The sequence below is a fragment of the Aeromicrobium sp. P5_D10 genome (assembly GCF_054049535.1).
Genome location: NZ_JBFUME010000012.1, coordinates 1 through 18,679, shown reverse-complemented (window position 1 = coordinate 18,679; position 18,679 = coordinate 1). Strand labels below are relative to the sequence as shown.

Here is an 18,679-nt window from a genome sequence, read left to right as displayed (position 1 = left end):
CCGGATGCGCAACCTCAGCGAGGGGAAGGGAGTCTCAGCCCGGCGACGTCAACCGCTACTTCAACCGGCTCGACGATCCGAGCGACGTCTCCCTCGCCCGTCAGCTCCGGTCAGCTCACCAGCTGGATTTCGACCGGGACCGCGTTGCGCAGCGTGTGGCCGACCGGTGAGGACGCCAGCACCTTGGCATGCAGCGCCTCGAGCTCCTCGCGCGAAGCGTCTGACGTCAGCGAGACCTTCGCGGTGATCGAGTCGAAGCCGGCATGACCTTCGGCGAGCCCCAAAAACACCTGCAGATCGAGATTCCCCTTCAGGTCGACCCGCAGCTGATCGATCGCGATACCCGCTGTGGACGCATTCGCGGCGTAACCGACGGCAAGGCAGTTGCCCAGCGCCGACAGGAGCTGTTCGACCGGATTGGCCGCCGTGTCTCCGCCGCCCAATATCGTCGGCTCATCCGAGCCGGTCGGGTCGAATTTGCGCACCCGCGCCTCAGAGGCGAAGCCGCCCTTCCAGGTCACATGCGCTGCCCACGTCGTCTGCGCCTTGGCCGGGTCATCCGCGATGGTCTGGACGAGCCCACCCACAGCTTCCAGGTCGACGTCGTTGAGGCGGGTCACTGATTCAATCGTCATGCGTGGTCCTTCGGTGAGTGCGAACACTCATCATCGACCAGTGCAACAGCGGACGAGTCGCCCTCTCACGATGCGAGAAGACGCAACTGCGGCCATTCACTCGTGATATCAATCAGTCCTCGCAGGTTCACTCCATGCGGTCGATGGCTATGTCGCCCGCATCGACTCGGCGCAACATCTGAGTGAGGATCTCGGAGTCGAAACGCCCCGACGCCCGCGCGTCGATCAACGCATCGCGTTGGTCGGCCAGCACCGCACGGCGCAGATCGGCGTAGTCACGCAGACGTTGTCGGCTTCGTTCGCCATCCTCGCCGGCCCACCGGGTCGTCCTGTCGACATGACTGTCATCGCGCACCTGCGTCACCACCGCGTCCTCCACCGAACGGCCGTCGATCCCCTCCGAGATCGCCTCGTCGCACCTCGACGTCGCGACATCGGTCAGCATCGCGAACAGCGCGGCCTCCTGCCGACGTTCGACGTCAAGACGGTCGGACTCGACCCCCAGGCCCCGCACGACCCAGGCCAAGGTCCCGCCCTGCAACAGCAGCGAAGCAACTGCGACCGTGAAGGCCACCAGGATGAGCAGTTCACGCTGCTCGAATTCGGTCGGCAATGTCTGCGCGGCCGCGAGGGTCACGCTTCCGCGCATCCCTGCCCACACCAACACGATGCCCGAACGCCGATCGAGCCGTTCTTCCTCGTAGAAGCGCATATCCGCCTCGCGTCTGGTCACCATCTGGTGAATGCGCTGCAGACGTCGCTCCGACAGGCTTTGCCCCTCGTCGCTCGCGAGATAGTCCCGGATCCGGGTCAACCGCGGTTCGGCCCGCTTCATGCTCTGCCGATCCTTGAGCAGACTCCACAGCAGCAATACGACGTACACCGCACGAACCACGAGCAAGATGCCAAGACAGATCGCGCTCAGCAGCACCAGCTGCCCGACGCTTCCGTCCTCCGCCCGGAAGCTGTCGACCAATGGTCCGACTTCGAGTCCCATCAACAAGAACACGCCGCTTTCGAGCAGGAAGGCGATCGTGCGCCAATTGACCGACTCCGCGAGCCTGTCCTGCGCGCGAAGCACCGAAGGACCCCAATACCCCGTCACAAGCCCGGTCGTGACCACGGCGACCAGCCCGGATGCACCGAAATGCTCCGCCGGCGCGTAGGCGATGAACGGGACGGCGAACGAGATGGCCGTGTTGATCGTCGCGTCGTACAGACGGGCTCGCACGCCGATACTGATCGCGCCGACGACCAGACCGATCACCGCTGCGATCGCGATCGCGGCCACGAAATCGACCGACACGTCGATCAGCGAGACCGAGACTCCGGTGGCCGCAACCGCCGCGCGCAACAACACCAACGCCGAGGCGTCGTTGATCATGCTCTCGCCCTCGAGGACAGTGACCAGACGAGGCGCAACACCGGTCCTCTTGACGATCGACGTCGCCACCGCATCAGTCGGACTGACGATGGCACCCAAGGCGAACCCCTCGGCAAAGCCGAGGCTCGGCACGACTAGCTGGACGACCCAGCCGATCGCCAGGGCCGAGGAGATCACGACGACGATCGACAGCCAGCCGATCGATTTCAGGTCTCGACGAAAATCCATCGCCGGCATGTTGACCGAAGCAGCGTAGAGCAAAGGCGGCAGCACACCGGCAAGAATCAGTTCGGGCTCCGGCTCGATGCGCGGAACGCCCGGCACCAGGGCGAGCAGGAAGCCCGCCGCGACCAGAACCAGCGGCGAGGCGACCCCCACTTTCGGGGCGACTACCGACGAGACGACGATCACCGTCAAAGCGAGCACCGCGAAGATCGTGAGGTCCATGCCGTCGATCCTCTCATCGAAAACTGGGTGCAGCCTGACGATCAACTGTCAGCACAACGACCAGGCGTCAGCGCTCTGACAGCCAGGTGCCAGCGCAGTCGATCACGCTGGTCGACATGACCAACTACGCCATCCGCGCCGAAGGGCTCACGAAGCACTACGGCGCGACGAAAGCACTCGACGGCATCGATCTGTCCGTGCCCGAAGGTTCCGTGCTCGGAGTCCTCGGGCCCAATGGCGCCGGCAAGACCACTGCCGTGCGCATCCTCGCGACGCTGCTGCGTCCTGACGCCGGCACCGCGATCGTCGCGGGTCACGATGTCATGAAGGATCCCAATGCGGTCCGCCGTTCGATCGGCCTCACAGGACAGTACGCCTCCGTCGACGAACAGCTGACCGGCCGAGAGAACCTCGAACTGTTCGCCCGACTCCTCGACTTCACCCGACCCGATGCCCGGGCTCGAGCTGCCGAGCTGCTCGGTCAATTCGGTCTCGACGAAGCCGGCGATCGTCGTGCCAGGACGTACTCGGGTGGTATGCGGCGCCGCCTCGACCTGGCCGCGAGCCTCGTCGGTCGTCCTGCCGTGATCTTCCTCGACGAACCGACAACCGGACTCGACCCGAGCAAGCGCGATGACGTCTGGAACATGGTGCGGCTGCTGACCTCGGAGGGCACCACGGTACTTCTGACGACGCAGTACCTCGAGGAAGCCGATGCCCTCGCCGACACGATCACGGTGATCGATCTGGGCAAGGTCATCGCACACGGCACGGCGTCGGAACTCAAGCAGATCGTGGGAGGACGGTCGCTGCAGATCCGTCCCGCCGACCTGCGCGACACCGCCGATATCCGCGCGGTCCTCAGCCGGGTCACCGGACGTCCCGTAGGTGAGCCCGCTCGCGGCCTACTGACCACCCCGATCGAGGCAGAACAGCATTTCACCTCGATCGTCGCCGATCTCGCGGCCCGCGGCATCGCGCTCACCGAGATCTCGCTGAGTCTGCCGAGCCTCGACGAGGTCTTCTTCACCCTCACCGGCCAAGGCGCTTCCGTAGCGCCTGCCGGCACCGAAAAGGAGCTCGTCAAATGACGACCATGACCGTCCCCGAGGTCGCCGTCGCGCGCCCCTCCTCGTCGCTGCCCTGGCTGCGGCACTCGCTGTCGCTGGCCGGCCGTTCGATCAAGAAGATGATGCGTCACCCCGAGCAGTTCTTCGACGTGACGCTGCAGCCTGCACTGTTCCTCATCATCTTCGTGTACGTCCTGGGGGGCGCGATCGCCGGATCGACACACGATTACCTGCAATTCGTCCTGCCCGGAATCATGATCCAGACCGTGCTGTTCAGCACCGTGGCGATCGGCGTCAACCTCAACACCGACATCAAAGAAGGCGTGTTCGACCGGTTCCGGTCGCTGCCGACCCCCCGTTCGGCACCGCTGGTCGGCGCAACGATCGCGGAGTGTCTGCGATACGCCCTCACGATCGCCGTGACCATGATCGCCGGACTCGTCATGGGATTTCGCACCGGCACCTCCCCCGTCAAGGTCATCACTGCGCTCCTCCTGGTGCTGTTCTTCGCCTGGTGTATGTGCTGGATCGCGATCTGGCTCGGCATGATCATGCGCGAGGCAGGCTCGGTGCAAGGTATCGGCTTCCTGGCACTGTTCCCGCTGACATTCGGCTCCAGCATGTTCGCCTCGGCCGACACGATGCCCGGCTGGCTGCGCGCTTGGGTCAATATCAATCCCGTCACTCACCTGACCGACGCGATCCGCGGGCTACTGACAGGTGGGCCGGTTGCTCAGGACGCCTTCATCGCGCTCGGCACAAGCGGTCTGATCCTGGCAGTGTTCGCACCTCTTGCTGTCAGGGCGTACCGGACGAAAGCATAGGGAATGCCATGCCGATGGCCTCGCCCCGCTCGAGGGCGAGGCCATCGGCGCGCAGCGCCTCATACGTCGCGAGACCCAGGTTCTCCTGCAAGGTCTCGACGAGCCTGCGAAGATCACGGTTCATCAGGTCGGCGCGACCGCGAATCGACTCCGCGATCCCGACCAGCCGCGCGGCCCGTTCATCATCGCCGGCACTGTGCGCCAGGACGGCTGCCGCCGACGCGACCTCGGCGACGATCGGCATGTCCCTGGTGTCCAGCGCGACCCGGCCGGCCGTGACTAGCTCCTGCTGGGCGAGGTCGAAATCGCCCACGCCGCAGCGCGCCACGGCAAGGCCGGCCCGGATGGCTGCCTCCATCTGACCGCTGCCGAATTCGGAGGTGGTGTCGACATTGTCCAAGACATATTCGAGGTGCTCGACACTCGCGGCGTCATTGCCTTCGACATGTTCCAAACTCGCGAGATTCATGCGCGCGACGAGTTGCTTTCGACGGTTGCCGGAACGCTGGGCGATCTCGACACCGGCCTCGATATCGCGTCGTAGAGCCGGCAGGCCGTCCTCTCCGACGAGGGCAAGACGCAGACCCGTGACCTTCATGCTGGAGAAGTCGATGTCCTCCAGAGCTCCCAGCTCGGCCAGCATGGCCAGTGCCTCCTCCCAGGTGACGAGCGCCTCGTCGTATCGGCCGTCCAATGACTCGAGCGTGGCGCGCTGCGACAGGACCATCGCGGTCCCCCATCGATCGCCGATCCCGCGAAATTCCGCGATCGTCGGCTCGATCAGCTCGACCGACTCACCGATACGACCCGCATTGTCGAGCAGAACCAGACGGACCAGGTTGGTCGAGGCACGGGTCCAGATGTCGGTCGGCTCGGGAAGCACGCGGTCGCCCACGACCCCGAGGAACTCCATTGCGGCCAACACCACGTGCACGATCGGGTGATCGGGCCGGTGGGCGTCCCACAACTCAAGGATTCGGTCGACCTGCGGGCGCCACGCCGCGTCGTCCCCGGCGGCGAAGTGCGACCGGGCCAGGATGCCGGTGATCGACAGCGCCTGAAGGCAGATCTCGTCGTGCGGTTCGATCCGACCCGGGACAGCAAGGACCAGGTCAGCCCAGGTGAACGCCTCGACGTGCTGGCTGCGAATCGACCAGTACCACGCCAGGCCGCCGACGATGCGAGCTCCCGCGGACCGGTCGCCGCGGTCCACCGCGAAACGCAGGGCGGCCATGATGTTGGCCTGCTCGGTGTCGATCGCACTCATCGCAGCGACTTGTCCGCGTCCCCGAAGCAGCATGCCCTGGGCCTCGGCGATGGTCAGGAAATGGGCCAGGTGCGCCTCGCGCACCGTCTCCACAATCCCCCGGTCGATCAGCCGCTCGACGCCGTACTCGCGCAACGTCTCAAGCATGCGGAACCTGGGGGCGTCACCTCGGACCGGCACCAGCAGGGACTTGTCGGCCAGTGAGTCGAGGAGTTCCTCGGTGTGATCGCCTGCGAGTGACACCGCTCTCGCGCTCTCTGCCGTCACGCCGCCCGGGAACACCGCGAGCCGCTCGGCGAGGTCACGCTCAGCTTCGTCCAGGAGGTCCCAACTCCATTCGACGACCGCCCGCAACGTGCGATGACGAGGCAGGGCCGTCCGGCTGCCACCTGTGAGCAGCCGGAAACGATCCGACAACCGCGCGGCAACCTGTCCGGCCGTCAACGTCCGCAATCGCGCGGCCGCGAGCTCGATCGCAAGCGGCTGACCGTCGAGGCGAACGCAGATCTCCCGGACGGCCGGCAGCGTCTCGGCCGTGAGGGCGAACGACTGGTCGACGGCCTGAGCGCGATAGACGAAGAGTTGGACCGCGCTGTGGGCCATGGCTTCGCCGACTGTGCTGTCCGCAGCCGGCATCGTGAGCGGGTTGAGCTGATAGCCGAATTCGCCGATGATCCGCAGGGGCTCACGGCTCGTGGTGAGGATACGGAGCTTGGGCGCGTGCGCCAGGAGGTCCTCCGCGAGCGTTGCCGCCGCCTCCACGAGATGCTCGCAGTTGTCGATCAGCAGGAGCCCTTCGACGTCGCGCACCGCCTCGAGAAGTCGCGCGCGCTCATCGAGCCGGTGCGTCGCAGCCGGCCGGTCCAGCACCGCGACCTCCAACAGGCCCATGGCCGACAGGACGACGCCGATGATGCCGTCATCTCCAGTGACGGGGGCGAGCTCGGCCAGCCACACGTCCTCGAATCTGTCGAGGACGGCTCGGGCGGTCTCGACCGCGAGTCGGGTCTTGCCGGCACCGCCTGGACCCAGGATCGTGACGAGCCGGTGGTCCACGAGCGCCGCCTGCAGGTCGTCGATCGCGCTCTCCCTGCCCACGAAGCTGGTCAGTCCGGCCGGCAATGACGGGTGGCTGCGCTGCGTGCCGTGCTCGCCGCGCAGGAGGGAGAGATGTAGCTCCTGCAGTTCCGGTGACGGGTCCGCGCCGAGATCCTCAGCCAGGAGGGTTCGAAACCGCTCGTAGGCAGCCAGCGCTTCATTGGGCCGGCCCTGCGCGGCCAACCCGGTGAGGTAGAGCCGCCAGAATCCGTCGCGATAGGGATGGTCCTTCGTCAGTTGCGCCAGTTCGGCGATGGCAGCCGGATCGGTGCGGACCCTCGTCTGGATGCTCGACTCGATCGCCGTCAGACGAAACTCTTCGAGGCGGGCGGCTGCTGCGGGAGCGAACGGAAACTCCATGACGTCGGCAAGCGCCTCACCCCGCCAGAGGTCGAGCGCTTCGGCGAACCGCCCGGTTGAAGCAAAGGTCTCCAACTGGAGCGCATCGACGGAGTCGGCATGCAGGACGTAACCCGCAGGCGTCGAATCGAGGACACCGGCTGGAAGTCGGCGTCTCGTGCGGGAGACGACCGACTGGAGTGCGTTGACAGCATCAGTCGGAACGTCTTGCCCCCATAGATCGTCGATCAGCGTCGACACTGTGACGGGGCGCCCGCCGGCCAGGGCGAGTCGGGCGATGAGCGCGCGACTGCGTGGTCCGCCGAGGTCGACCTCTCGGTCGTCGACGCACACCCGCAGCGGCCCGAGGACGAATACCAGCACACCCGCCATTGTGCCTGTCTCCACCCTCCAATCAGGCAAGCCGGCTAGCGGGTCGCTTTGACACTGCGCAGGATCGCGCGCGGAGCGGTTCGAGTGAGGTACTTGGTAGACGGCTTCTTGGCCATCTCCACCGTGATGACAGCGCTCTTCTTGTGATGCCGTCTGATCCACATCGAGTACGTCCCATGGCATCTGGAAAAGCAGTCGAAGGACTTCTTGGGCAGCCGGATGTACTTGGCCAGGCGCTTGGCCCATGCCTTGTTTCCGGTATCGCGGATGTCGATGCCGTTGAGCGGCTGGTGGAAGCTGATCGTGTACCGCGGCTTGATCTTCTTGATGAAGTCACGCACCGCCCGGCTCTCCGGCTCGGAGAACGCCCGCTTGCCGCCGTAGGTCGCTCCCGAGCCCTTCTTCCACCCGGTCGAGAAATTGCGATTGAGATCGACCTTGCGGGCGTTCTGTCGACGGTTCTTGGCAACACCGTCAGGGTTGACGACCGGGACGACCCAAATGTCGGCGCCTTTGATCGGTCGGCCGTCACGCAGGGCGCGCAGCGTCTTGATCGCGCCCTTCTCGTTGCCGTGCATACCGGCCAGCAGCACCATCTTCTTGGACGAACGGGGATTGCCCAGTCGCCACGCCACGATGTCACGGCCCTTGACGCTCTTGCCGATGACCCGCTTCTCGATCACCGCCGGACGTTTCTCCTCGGCAGCCTGCGCCGGCACCGCCAATGACGGCACCAGCAATCCGACACACATCACACCCGCGAAGCCGACCAAACGCATGCGGCCATCATCACCCGGTTACGGCGAGGACGCTAGATCAGGCGCCGGTCGTTGGCCCAGCGGGTCAGCTCGTGGCGACTCGACAACTGCAGTTTGCGCAGGACACTCGACACATGGGTCTCGACGGTTTTGATCGAGATGAACAGCTCCTTGGCGACTTCCTTGTAGGCGTAGCCACGGGCAATCAATCGCATGACCTCGCGTTCGCGCTCGGTCAGCCGATCGAGGTCCTCGTCGACCTGGGCGATCTCGATCGTCCCGGCGAAGGCGTCCAGCACGAATCCGGCAAGCCGTGGCGAGAAGAAGGCATCACCTGCCGCGACTCGATTGATCGCGTCGAGCAGCTCGGGGCCCGAGATGTTCTTGGTGACATAGCCACGTGCGCCGGCCCGGATGATGCCGATGACGTCTTCTGCAGCATCGCTGACCGACAGCGCCAGGAACTTCATGTCGGGATGGCGCACGTGGAGCCGCCGGATCACCTCGAGTCCCCCGCCTCCGGGCATGTGTACGTCGAGCAGTACTACGTCAGGTGTCGTCGCGGCGATGGCTGTGACGGCACTCTCGACGTCCTCAGCCTCGGCCACGACGTCGACAGGACCTTCGATCTCGGCCCGCACGCCCGTGCGGAACATCGCGTGATCGTCGACGATCGCAACACGCAGGGTCATGATGTGGCCTCTTCACTTGCAGCGTTTTCGGGATGGGTGCTCTCAGACTCGGCCCGCCGGATCGGGACGCGAAGTGCGACCTCGGTGCCTTCTCCTGGCTGACTTCGGATCGTAGCGGTGCCACCATGACGTTCGATCCGACCGATGATCGAACCACGCACACCCATCCGATCGTCGGCGATCGTATCGAGGTCGAATCCGACGCCGCGGTCTCGGATGAAGACTTCGGCGGCCCGTCCGTCCGACTCCACATACACGTCAATGCGATCCACTCCCGCATGCTTCGCGGCATTGACCATCGCCTCACGGCTCGCCCGTGCAAGTGCTGTGACATCGGGGTCCAGCGCCGAATCACCGACCGCGACAACCTCGACCGGAACATGGTGGACGTCCTCGATCTCCGCGGCCGACAGTCTCAGCGCGCCGACGAGCGAGTCACCGGACTCCTCGTCACTGCCATAGAGCCACGACCGCAGTTCGCGTTCCTGGCGGCGTGCGAGTGTCGCCACGGTCGCCGCGTCACCCGCATTCTTCTGCAGCAGCGCCAAAGTCTGCAAGACCGAGTCGTGCAGATGCGCGGCGACATCAGCTCGCTCCTGCGATCGGACGCGCTCACGTCGCTCGTCGGTGAGATCTCTGGCTTGATTGGCGATCCACGGTCCGAGCAGCAGACCGATTCCCAACAAAGCGATGACCAACGCGGCAGCCAGATCCAGTGCCGCACCCCAGCCGCCTTCCTGCGAGAGCAGGTACAGGGCCGCCACCAGGACCAACACGGCCCCCGCTGCGATCCTGGAGGCGAAGGCCCAGCCTTGAGTGCCTCGCATCCAGCGCGCCCAGGCGGCGTTGTCGAGCTGACGCCAGATCACCGCGATGCCGACGACACCGATCAGCAACGGCAAGAACAGGCCGCCGTTGACACCTCGTCCACTCGCCTGGATCACCAGAAGGACGCCAATGCCCATCGCGACGAGCGCGACCGACTGCACGGTCTCGCGCTGACGTGGCACGCTCCCAGTGCGCAGGCCCCGCCGTGTCGCGGACTCCAGACCGGGCGACAGTTCGGGAGCCTGCAGGGGCAGGAGGCGCCACAGCAACAGATAGGCGATGACGCCGATGCCGTTGAACCAACTGCCGACGACGAACACCAGCCGGACGTACAGCACCGGAACGCCGAAGTGTTCGGACAGCCCCGTCGCGACGCCGCCGATGAGTCGGCGATCGGCCGGCCGATAGGCACGGCGGTAGGTCATGGCGTCTTCTGGCACACCATGATCGTCACATGGGCATGCGTGTGTGCGCCATCAGGATCGCCCCTGAGCGGGCCAAGGGTAGGTTCAGGGTCGTACCCGATGTGCCGGACCCCTTGCCCGCGACAAGATGGGGTTATGAACGACACCCAGCAGCCACCGACAGCATCGGGGCCGGACGACGACTTCGACGCACGCAAGCTGCGCAGCATCACCGACATGCGGCGTTCGAAGGACGACCGCATCATCGCCGGTGTCTGCGCGGGCGCCGCCAGATACCTCAACATCGATCCCGTCGTCGTGCGAGTCGTACTCGCCGTACTGACGTTCGCAGGCTTCGCCGGCGCCATCATCTACCTCGCAGCATGGTTCCTGCTGCCGTCCGAAGGCGCTGAGAAGAGCGTCGCGGCCGACTGGCTCAACCTCGACAAGAACGAGGAGCAGGTGCGCGTCGCGGGCATGGTCGGTGCCGTCGTGCTGGCTGTCTTGTCGGCGGTCGGCGACGGCAGCTGGTCCTGGTGGGGCAGCGCACCCTGGTGGCTGATCCCGTTCGCGATCGTGGCGTACTTCGTGTGGATCCGTCCACGCCGTCGCCGTGAGGCACGCGAAGCCGCCCAGACCCCCCAGACGCTGCACTATTCGGCGGAAACGGGCAGTGCGACACAGATTCTTGTTCCATCGGCCGCACCCCGCTCGAAGTCTCACGCGCTGCTGGGCCTGACCACATCGGTCACCCTGATCGCGCTGGCCGCGACCTGGATCTATGAGGAGACGCAAAAGGGCATCCCTTGGACGGTCTACATCGCGGTCGCCCTCGGCGTCGTCGCCATCGGTCTCCTGGTCGGTACGTTCTTCGGCAATGGCGGCGGACTCATCGCGATCGGCTGCCTCCTGGCAGTGACACTCGCGGTGGGCTCCCTGGTCCCCGAAGGTGGATTCGGGGAGGACCGTCAGATACCCACGACGGCCAGCGAACTCGAGCCGAAGTACCAGCACGGCGTCGGCCTCCTGGAGCTCGACCTCACTCAGGTCGACGACCTGGAGGCGCTGACAGGGCGGACGGTGAAGCTGAGGCTCGGCGTCGGTCAGACCCGGGTGCTGGTGCCCCGCGGGCTCAATGTCGACATCACCTCCCACCTGTCCGCGGGCGACATCTCGATCTTCGGCCGCAACGCCAACGGCACCGACAACGACCTGGACGTTCCGTCCACCAGCCAACCGGCACTGACCCTCGACATCAGTCAGCGCCTCGGACAGATCGAGGTGATCCGCAAATGACCAGACATTCATTCCGCTGGGAGAATCTCGCCTTCGGCGTGTTCTTCCTGGCCATCATCGGTAACTGGGCGGTCTGGGAGCGCGATCTCTTGTCGCCCCGAGAACTCAGCCTGACAGCGGCCGGCGCACTGATCGTCATCGGTGTTCTCGGCACCGCAGCGACACTGTGGCCGACTCGAAAGACCCCGACCTCATCATCCCCCGAAGGAGTAACGCATGAAGAAGCTGACCCGCAACCGTGACGAGAAGTGGATCGGTGGCGTCTGCGCAGGAATCGCCGACTACACCGGTCTCGACGTCATCGTCGTCAGATTGATCGTGGCGATCGGAACCGTGATCAGCGCCGGAACAGGCCTGTGCGCCTACGCCGTCGCATGGATCCTGATGCCGAGTCGGCCAGAGAACGTCACGGTGTGGGCGCAGGCGACTGACGTGCCAACCACTGCGACCGAGCCCGGACAGCCGTCTGGGTGAAGTCGGAGAACACCCCATCGACCCCTGCATCGAAGAAGGCAAGGTACTCGCCCACGGCATCGCCGTGGGCGGCCTTGTCGGTTCCGACCCGCAAATCGTTCGGGAGGAAGTTGTTCTCGTTGCGCATGGTCCAGATGTGCACCAGCAGGCCGAGACGGTGGGCGTTGCGCACCAACTTGGTCGGACCGGCCAGCCGAGCACGCAGGTCACGTCGGATGACTTGGCTCTTGTTGGGACCGATCCCATCTGCGTATTCGGCGATCTTCGCCAGCTCTGCTGGTTTGCGCATCTTGCGGTAGGTCCTGGAGTCGCCCGCTGCGACCAGATCGTACGGAGCACCCTGCCGGTCCATCAATTGGATCAACGTCAGCGGGGTGCGCGGTCGCAATGCCCGCAGATTACCGGTCTCCATCGACTGGATGATGATCTTGGCAGCTGAATGGTTGGCCCCACGACGTTCCAGGTCGGCGATCAACAGGTCGTTGAGATCCAGGCCGATCCCGGCGAAGTACGTCGGATGTTTGGTCTCGACGTACACCCCGATCGGCTCATCCCGTCCGACGCTGACCTCTTCCGCGATCGTGAGCACTTCATCGAAGGTCAGAATCGGTTCGGTGTGGGCCAGGCCGATGTTCTGCGGCCGAAGTTGTGGCAGTCGCTCGCGCGCCCGCAAGGTCTTGATCTCATCGAGGGTGAAGTCTTCGGTGAACCAACCGGTGTGCGGGACACCGTCGATGACTTTGGTGGTCTTCCGGTCGGCGAATTCGGGCCGCGCCGCGACGTCTGTCGTACCACTGATCTCGTTCTCGTGCCGGACGACAAGCACGCCGTCCTTGGTCGAGACGACATCGGGTTCGATGTAGTCGCAGCCCTGCTCGATCGCGAGCAGATAGGACGGGCGAGTGTGTTCGAGTCGTTCACCGGGAACTCCGCGGTGACCGATGACGATGGGGATCGTGGACACAGGTTCCATCAAACCGTATGCGGTGCCGCTCGTGTCGGACCATGCACGAGACGCACGGCACCGTCACGGCGCGGATCGGCCGCCGCGACCAGGTGACCGTCGGCCTGGCGCAAGGTGGCGGCCACTCCCCCGTAGTACATCGTCAGATCGGTCTCGGTCTTGATCACCTCGGATCGGCGCCCGGCCCGGTGCACGTGGACCCGCGGCCGATTGATCGCCTGCTGCAGGCCGAGCCCGCCGTTGACGAAGCCGGCCAGAGCCTGGACGATCGCCGTGGTGATCCGATCCGCACCTGGAGAGCCGATCGCCAGCGCAGATCCATCCTCGTGGTGGCCGACAGTCGGAGCCATGTTGGACAACAGCCGGGTGCCCGGCGCAAGCCCGTGCAGGCCACGCGGGTTGAGTTCCTGCTCGCCGAGACAGTTGTTGAGCCATATCCCAGTGCCTTGCGCGATCATGCCCGAGCTGTAGCCCGACGAGACCGTGACCGAGCACGCCCCGCCCTCGCTGTCGGTCGCCGACACATGTGCCGTCGACCCAGACTCGAGAACTGCCAGGTGATCGCGGTCGACGAGGTCGAGGTAGGCAGCGCCGTCCCGTGTCAGATCGTCGCTGTGGTCGAGTACGTCGAGACGGTGGCCCAGGACTGCGCGTTGCACGCGGACCAGGTGCTCGACGTCATCGGGCGACCAGTCGCCGTGTGGGCGTCCGTCGAGCAGCCGCAGCATCGCCGCGACGCACACCCCGCCCACTGATGGTGGTGGGTTCGTTCCGAACGTCCATCCACCGATTCTGCTGAGCAGCGCGGGGCGGACCACCGGTCGGTATGCCGCCAAGTCCGCGGCACTCAGGATCCCGCCCCGGCGCACGACGTCATCGCTGATGAGCCTGGCCAGCTCACCGGTGTGCAGCGTACTGGCACCGTCGGCAGCGATCAGCTCGAGCGAAGCGGCGAGATCTGGCAGCACGATGAGGCCGGTCTCGATATCGCCGTGGACATCGTGGACTGCTGCGCTGCTCTCGTCATCCCATCCGAAGATCGTGCCGTGAACGTATTCGAGGTAGTAGCGCGATGCCGAGCTGAGCCGGAAACCCCGCCGAGCCACCTCGACGGCGGGCGACACCAGCTCTCGCCACGGGATGCTGCCCCACCTGCGATGGGCTTCCTCGAATGCCGCGAGTGAACCGTGGGCCGCCACGGAACCCGGGCCGACCGTCACCGTCACGCCTCCGCCGTAGTCGGTGTCGATGTCCCAGGTTCCGGCGCCCAGCGCCTGTCCCCGACCGGGCATGTCCATCCAGCCGTCGACCGTTTGCGGCGCGCTGCCATCTGGCGGTTGGACCGTGATGAATCCCCCGGAGCTGAGCGAGACGATCCCCGCCTCATTGACCATCGTCACGAGCGCGGCGGCGAGTGCCACATCGATCGCATTGCCGCCGGCGCGGGCCACCTGCTCACCTGCGTCGGCTGAGGCCTCATTGGGTGCGGCGAGTGCGATGTCAGGCATCTCGGCAGGCTACTCCTCCCGCTGTGGCTTGCGGGTATGATGGACTCCGGTGCGCCGGGAAGCCTGGTCGGCATGGAACAGCCGACCCCCGAGGAGATCTTGTGACGCACACCCCGCCCGAGAAGAAGTCAGGCCTGCTGGCTCGAGGCTCATGGCCTGAAACGTCACGGATCGCCGATATCCTGCGCCAGGAGACCATCGGCGGAATCCTGCTGATCATTGCGGCAATCGCTGCCCTGATCGCGGCGAATGTCGGCGACGGCTACGCCGAGCTGCGCGACACTGTTGTGGGTCCTTCTGCGCTTCACCTGGATCTGTCGCTTGGTGCCTGGGCCGCCGACGGGCTGCTCGCGATCTTCTTCTTCGTCGCTGGGGTCGAGCTCAAGCGGGAGTTCGTTGCCGGTGACCTACGTGATCCGCGCCGGGCCGCTATCCCGATCGCCGCCGCAGTGGGCGGCATGATCGTGCCGGCCGCGATATTCACCCTGGTCAACCTCGGCGGATCGATGCGCGGTTGGGCGATTCCGACAGCGACTGACATCGCCTTCGCGCTGGCGGTGCTCGCGGTGATCAGCACCCATCTGCCTACCGCACTGCGCACATTCTTACTGACCCTCGCGATCGTGGACGATCTGTTGGCCATCATCGTGATCGCGGTCTTCTACACCAGCGAGCTCAAAATCCTCTGGTTGCTCGCCGCACTGATCCCCCTCGCCGTGTTCACGATCTTGGTTCAGCGACGCGTACGCGCGTGGTGGATCCTGCTGCCACTCGCCGTCACGATCTGGGCCATGGTGCATGCTTCCGGGATCCACGCGACGGTAGCCGGTGTGCTGATGGGGTTCGCCATCCCGGTGCTGACCCGCAAGGGCCACGAGGGGCCTGGTCTGGCCGAACACTTCGAGCACGTCTTCCGGCCGATCTCGGCCGGCGTCGCGGTACCGGTCTTCGCCTTCTTCTCCGCGGGCGTCGCGATCGGCGGATTCTCCGGGCTACGCTCGGCGCTGACCGATCCGGTCACGATCGGTATCATCGCAGGCCTTCTTGTGGGCAAAACCGTCGGCGTGTTCAGCACGACGTGGCTGGTCGCACGGTTCACCCGGGCCGAGCTCGACGACGACCTCGCCTGGATCGATGTGCTCGGTCTGTCGATGCTTGCCGGCATCGGGTTCACGGTGTCCCTGCTGATCGGGGAACTCGCCTACGGTCCCGGCAGCGCGGCTGACGAGCACGTCAAGGTCGGGGTGCTGGTTGGCTCGTTGGCCGCAGCAATCGCCGCCTCAGTGCTACTGCGATTGCGCAATCGTCACTACGCCGACCTTCATGAGACAGAAGGACGGGACGACGACGGTGACGGGGTCCCCGACGTCTATCAGTCGTAGTCCGACTCGTTGTCGAGCGAGATCCAATCGGAGGACGGCTGCTTGGTCGTCCGACCGTCCTTCGTCACCAACAAGGTGCCGTCATAGGCCTGCACGGCATAGCTCACGCCATCGTTCTCAGCGACGAAGGCATCAAGCGACGGGTCGTACTCGCCCTTGGCGTCGACAGGTTCGCCGCCAGATGCCTGGGTGACGAACCGGAAGTCGACCCCGGATGCGTCTCGCCCACAGATCGAAGTCTTGGCTCCGCTGGTTGTCGTCTTGTAGAGGATCACAGGATAGGAGCCGCCACATGCCAACCCCAGACCGGCCTTCTTCTCCTCGGCCTGCGTCACCGGTGCAGTACCGCAATCAGGCAACAAGCTGTCCTGCTTGACCCCTTCGACGTTGAACTGCGTCGTGGGGCCCTCACATGGCCCCTTGGTCTTGTCTGGCTTCGGGGTCGGCGTCGTGGCCGAAGGCGTCGGAGTCGCGGTAGCAGTCGGCACAGCGGTCTCAGACGTACGTGTCGCGAGAGGCTTGGCCTCACTGTCGTCGTCGCCCATCCTCCACAGCACGAGTGCCGTAGCGATTACTAGAACGACCACGGCGGCCACCGCGAGGGTGCGCCGCTTGGCAGCGGTCTGACTCAAGGTGTTGCCTCCCGATTGACTTCCTCGACCCTAACAAGTGCCACAGACGGCTACTCCCACTCGATGGTTCCTGGGGGCTTGCTCGTGATGTCGAGCACGACCCGGTTGACCTCGTCGACTTCATTCGTGATCCGAGTGGAGATCTTCTCCAGCACCTCGTACGGCAACCGGCTCCAGTCGGCGGTCATGGCATCCTCGCTCGACACCGGCCGCAACACGATGGGATGCCCGTACGTCCGTCCGTCGCCCTGTACGCCCACCGACCGCACATCGGCCAACAGGACCACCGGGAACTGCCAGATCGTGTTGTCGAGACCGGCTGCGGTCGTCTCTTCCCGGACGATCGCATCGGCTTTGCGCAGCACTTCGAGGCGTTCCTCGTCGACGGCTCCCACGATCCGGATCGCGAGTCCCGGGCCAGGGAACGGATGGCGTCCCACAATCGCCTCGGGGATGCCGAGCTGGCGACCGACGTCACGCACCTCGTCCTTGAACAACGTGCGCAGCGGTTCGATCAGACTGAATTCCAGATCTTCTGGCAACCCACCCACATTGTGGTGACTTTTGATGTTGGAGGCGCCGGTTCCGCCACCGGATTCGACGACGTCGGGATATAACGTGCCCTGCACCAGGAACTTCACCGGGGCGCCCGGCGTCGCGAGAACCTCCCGCTCAGCAGCCTCGAAAACGCGGATGAACTCGCGACCGATAATCTTGCGCTTCTCCTCAGGGTCGGTGACCCCGGCCAGGAAGCCCAGGAACTGGTCCTTCGCGTCGACGACTTTCAGATCGACGCCCGTGGCCTCGACGTAGTCCTTCTCGACCTGTTCGGCCTCGCCTTGGCGCAGCAGCCCATGATCCACGAACACCGCTGTCAGCTGATCGCCGATCGCGCGCTGCACGAGCGCCGTCGACACCGCGGAGTCCACGCCGCCTGACAGCGCAGAGATGACTCGCGCGTCGCCGACCTGCTCACGGATCAGGTCGATCTGTTCATCGACGATATTGCTGCTGGTCCAGCTCTGACGGCAGCCTGCGATGTCCACGAGGAACTTCTCGAGGATCCGCTGGCCGTGCTCACTGTGCAAAACCTCGGGGTGCCACTGGACGCCGGCCAGGCGCCGATCGGCATCCTCGAAAGCGGCCACCGTCGCACGGGGTGAGCTGGCGTTCACCAAGAAGCCGTCGGGAGCGGTCACGACCTCGTCACCGTGCGACATCCATGAATCCAGGGTCGTCGGCAAACCGGCTAACAAAGTGCCAGGTTCCACAACGTTGACGTTGGTGCGCCCGTACTCACGCTGCCCGGTGTGGGCGACTGTGCCACCCAAGACCTGAGCCATGGCCATGAAGCCGTAGCAGATCCCGAATACCGGAGTCTGTCCGTCGAACAGCGCGACGTCGAGGTGGGGAGCGCCCTCTTCATATACCGACGACGGCCCACCCGACAGGATGATCGCAGCAGGCTTCTTGGCCAGCATCTCGGCAACCGGCATCGTGTGCGGGACGATCTCGGAGTAGATCCGAGCCTCTCGGACACGGCGGGCGATCAGCTGGGCATACTGTGCCCCGAAGTCGACGACAAGGACAAGATCATGTTCGGAGCTCACCGGGCTACTCTACCGGTCGAGAACTTTCTTGATGAACGTCGTAACCCTTGAACCGGACGGTCGTTTTACAGGGTGGATCTAACAGCACTCCCTCCCGTTAGATCATGTGCTGCTCCTCGTGGCACAACAGAACCCGGCCGGTGATCTCCCTCTCGGTCGGGTTCTGTGCTGTCTGGACGCTTGCGCAGTCCGAACAGCGCGAAGACCAAGACCATCACCGCTATCCAACGCACCAGAATATTGAGCGCGAGGGCAAGCGCATCGATGTCTGTCGGATTCTCCCAAGGCGAACCGAAGTGGATCTCCCCAGGCAGCGGGGGCGTAGCCGACGATGTCTGGGTCACCCAGACCATCGGCCAGCCCGTGGAAATCTGATAGCCCCCGGGGCCGGGAGCCGTGTTGACCGTCACGCTGCTGGTCCATGCCATGAGCAGCACAAAAGCAGCTGCCAGCAGAAGGCTCACTCCTGCTGGCGCAACGATGCGCAGCATCCATCCTCTTCTACGTTTCATCGCGTCAGGATGTCACGCTGAGAGCGTTCGGACGCCACGATCCCGCCCACACCACGTCTTTGATGGATATTCATCCCATCCCACACTCGCCTAGTGGTGGTAGGTGCGGCCACTGCAGGTGCAAAAGGGCATGGAAATGGGTCGAGGCCGCCCCCTTAAGGG

General features: G+C 65.0%; 17 protein-coding genes. 6 read left to right on the top strand and 11 right to left on the bottom strand.

Translation table 11 applies throughout. The features are described 5' to 3' along the window. Window positions 1–110: 110 nt before the first annotated feature. Window positions 111–635 (bottom strand): OsmC family protein, encoded by a 525-nt coding sequence (locus ACXJKC_RS19755; protein ID WP_456698462.1) that lies wholly within the window; start codon window positions 633–635, stop codon window positions 111–113. 127 nt (window positions 636–762) lie between these two features. Continuing rightward, a complete protein-coding gene (locus ACXJKC_RS19750) occupies window positions 763–2,466 on the bottom strand; it encodes a cation:proton antiporter (RefSeq protein ID WP_456698461.1) in 1,704 nt (567 codons plus the stop codon). A 116-nt stretch (window positions 2,467–2,582) separates the two neighbouring features. Between ACXJKC_RS19750 and ACXJKC_RS19745 the strand changes: the two genes are divergently transcribed. Then, window positions 2,583–3,557: an ATP-binding cassette domain-containing protein gene (locus ACXJKC_RS19745; RefSeq protein WP_456698460.1), complete on the top strand. Its 975-nt coding sequence runs from the start codon at window positions 2,583–2,585 to the stop codon at window positions 3,555–3,557. After that, window positions 3,554–4,360: an ABC transporter permease gene (locus ACXJKC_RS19740; RefSeq protein WP_456698459.1), complete on the top strand. Its 807-nt coding sequence runs from the start codon at window positions 3,554–3,556 to the stop codon at window positions 4,358–4,360. The genes ACXJKC_RS19745 and ACXJKC_RS19740 overlap by 4 nt, the downstream gene beginning before the upstream one ends. On the opposite strand, the gene ACXJKC_RS19735 is transcribed toward ACXJKC_RS19740, so the two are convergent. The 4 genes from ACXJKC_RS19735 to ACXJKC_RS19720 are packed head-to-tail and all read right to left on the bottom strand — an operon-like array spanning window position 4,335 to window position 10,160. Next, window positions 4,335–7,448 carry a BTAD domain-containing putative transcriptional regulator gene (locus ACXJKC_RS19735; RefSeq protein ID WP_456698458.1) on the bottom strand — a complete coding sequence of 1,038 codons (3,114 nt, stop codon included), beginning with the start codon at window positions 7,446–7,448 and terminating at the stop codon, window positions 4,335–4,337. The genes ACXJKC_RS19740 and ACXJKC_RS19735 overlap by 26 nt on opposite strands. Before the next feature lie 44 nt (window positions 7,449–7,492). After that, window positions 7,493–8,236, bottom strand: a complete 744-nt coding sequence (locus ACXJKC_RS19730; protein ID WP_456698457.1) for a DUF2817 domain-containing protein — start codon at window positions 8,234–8,236, stop codon at window positions 7,493–7,495. 32 nt (window positions 8,237–8,268) lie between these two features. Further along, window positions 8,269–8,907 carry a response regulator gene (locus ACXJKC_RS19725; RefSeq protein ID WP_456698456.1) on the bottom strand — a complete coding sequence of 213 codons (639 nt, stop codon included), beginning with the start codon at window positions 8,905–8,907 and terminating at the stop codon, window positions 8,269–8,271. Then, a complete protein-coding gene (locus tag ACXJKC_RS19720) occupies window positions 8,904–10,160 on the bottom strand; it encodes a PspC domain-containing protein (protein WP_456698455.1) in 1,257 nt (418 codons plus the stop codon). Before ACXJKC_RS19720 ends, ACXJKC_RS19725 begins: the two co-directional genes overlap by 4 nt. A 135-nt stretch (window positions 10,161–10,295) precedes the next feature. On the opposite strand from ACXJKC_RS19720, the gene ACXJKC_RS19715 reads away from it, so the two are divergent. The 3 genes from ACXJKC_RS19715 to ACXJKC_RS19705 are packed head-to-tail and all read left to right on the top strand — an operon-like array spanning window position 10,296 to window position 11,909. Next, complete coding sequence (locus ACXJKC_RS19715) at window positions 10,296–11,435, top strand: PspC domain-containing protein (RefSeq protein ID WP_456698454.1); 1,140 nt, start codon at window positions 10,296–10,298, stop codon at window positions 11,433–11,435. Then, window positions 11,432–11,677, top strand: a complete 246-nt coding sequence (locus tag ACXJKC_RS19710; RefSeq protein WP_456698453.1) for a hypothetical protein — start codon at window positions 11,432–11,434, stop codon at window positions 11,675–11,677. Before ACXJKC_RS19715 ends, ACXJKC_RS19710 begins: the two co-directional genes overlap by 4 nt. Next, window positions 11,652–11,909, top strand: a complete 258-nt coding sequence (locus ACXJKC_RS19705) for a PspC domain-containing protein (RefSeq protein ID WP_456698452.1) — start codon at window positions 11,652–11,654, stop codon at window positions 11,907–11,909. The genes ACXJKC_RS19710 and ACXJKC_RS19705 overlap by 26 nt, the downstream gene beginning before the upstream one ends. Here the strand turns inward: ACXJKC_RS19705 and ACXJKC_RS19700 are convergent. Then, complete coding sequence (locus ACXJKC_RS19700; RefSeq protein ID WP_456698451.1) at window positions 11,842–12,882, bottom strand: glycerophosphodiester phosphodiesterase; 1,041 nt, start codon at window positions 12,880–12,882, stop codon at window positions 11,842–11,844. The two genes, ACXJKC_RS19705 and ACXJKC_RS19700, sit on opposite strands and share 68 nt — an antisense overlap. Then, a complete protein-coding gene (locus ACXJKC_RS19695; RefSeq protein WP_456698450.1) occupies window positions 12,882–14,381 on the bottom strand; it encodes a gamma-glutamyltransferase in 1,500 nt (499 codons plus the stop codon). The genes ACXJKC_RS19700 and ACXJKC_RS19695 overlap by 1 nt, the downstream gene beginning before the upstream one ends. A gap of 101 nt (window positions 14,382–14,482) precedes the next feature. Here ACXJKC_RS19695 and nhaA point away from each other — a divergent pair, with 101 nt between their 5' ends. Continuing rightward, the gene (gene nhaA, locus ACXJKC_RS19690) at window positions 14,483–15,763 is read left to right on the top strand and encodes a Na+/H+ antiporter NhaA (RefSeq protein WP_456698449.1); all 1,281 of its coding nucleotides are present in this window, start codon (window positions 14,483–14,485) and stop codon (window positions 15,761–15,763) included. Here the strand turns inward: nhaA and ACXJKC_RS19685 are convergent. The 3 genes from ACXJKC_RS19685 to ACXJKC_RS19675 form a co-directional block, all read right to left on the bottom strand. Continuing rightward, window positions 15,754–16,395 (bottom strand): hypothetical protein, encoded by a 642-nt coding sequence (locus tag ACXJKC_RS19685; RefSeq protein WP_456698448.1) that lies wholly within the window; start codon window positions 16,393–16,395, stop codon window positions 15,754–15,756. The genes nhaA and ACXJKC_RS19685 overlap by 10 nt on opposite strands. A 50-nt stretch (window positions 16,396–16,445) precedes the next feature. After that, window positions 16,446–18,005, bottom strand: coding sequence for a glutamine-hydrolyzing GMP synthase (gene guaA / locus ACXJKC_RS19680; RefSeq protein WP_456698447.1), 1,560 nt, complete (start codon window positions 18,003–18,005; stop codon window positions 16,446–16,448). A gap of 65 nt (window positions 18,006–18,070) precedes the next feature. Next, window positions 18,071–18,496: a hypothetical protein gene (locus ACXJKC_RS19675; protein WP_456698446.1), complete on the bottom strand. Its 426-nt coding sequence runs from the start codon at window positions 18,494–18,496 to the stop codon at window positions 18,071–18,073. Window positions 18,497–18,679 lie beyond the last annotated feature (183 nt).

Bases quoted from the DNA above. Each gene is read 5' to 3' on its own strand.
- ACXJKC_RS19755 (WP_456698462.1), bottom strand. From the start codon at position 635: ATGACGATTGAATCAGTGACCCGCCTCAACGACGTCGACCTGGAAGCT.
- ACXJKC_RS19750 (WP_456698461.1), bottom strand. From the start codon at position 2,466: ATGGACCTCACGATCTTCGCGGTGCTCGCTTTGACGGTGATCGTCGTC.
- ACXJKC_RS19745 (WP_456698460.1), top strand. From the start codon at position 2,583: ATGACCAACTACGCCATCCGCGCCGAAGGGCTCACGAAGCACTACGGC.
- ACXJKC_RS19740 (WP_456698459.1), top strand. From the start codon at position 3,554: ATGACGACCATGACCGTCCCCGAGGTCGCCGTCGCGCGCCCCTCCTCG.
- ACXJKC_RS19730 (WP_456698457.1), bottom strand. From the start codon at position 8,236: ATGCGTTTGGTCGGCTTCGCGGGTGTGATGTGTGTCGGATTGCTGGTG.
- ACXJKC_RS19725 (WP_456698456.1), bottom strand. From the start codon at position 8,907: ATGACCCTGCGTGTTGCGATCGTCGACGATCACGCGATGTTCCGCACG.
- ACXJKC_RS19720 (WP_456698455.1), bottom strand. From the start codon at position 10,160: ATGACCTACCGCCGTGCCTATCGGCCGGCCGATCGCCGACTCATCGGC.
- ACXJKC_RS19715 (WP_456698454.1), top strand. From the start codon at position 10,296: ATGAACGACACCCAGCAGCCACCGACAGCATCGGGGCCGGACGACGAC.
- ACXJKC_RS19710 (WP_456698453.1), top strand. From the start codon at position 11,432: ATGACCAGACATTCATTCCGCTGGGAGAATCTCGCCTTCGGCGTGTTC.
- ACXJKC_RS19705 (WP_456698452.1), top strand. From the start codon at position 11,652: ATGAAGAAGCTGACCCGCAACCGTGACGAGAAGTGGATCGGTGGCGTC.
- ACXJKC_RS19700 (WP_456698451.1), bottom strand. From the start codon at position 12,882: ATGGAACCTGTGTCCACGATCCCCATCGTCATCGGTCACCGCGGAGTT.
- ACXJKC_RS19695 (WP_456698450.1), bottom strand. From the start codon at position 14,381: ATGCCTGACATCGCACTCGCCGCACCCAATGAGGCCTCAGCCGACGCA.
- ACXJKC_RS19675 (WP_456698446.1), bottom strand. From the start codon at position 18,496: ATGCTGCGCATCGTTGCGCCAGCAGGAGTGAGCCTTCTGCTGGCAGCT.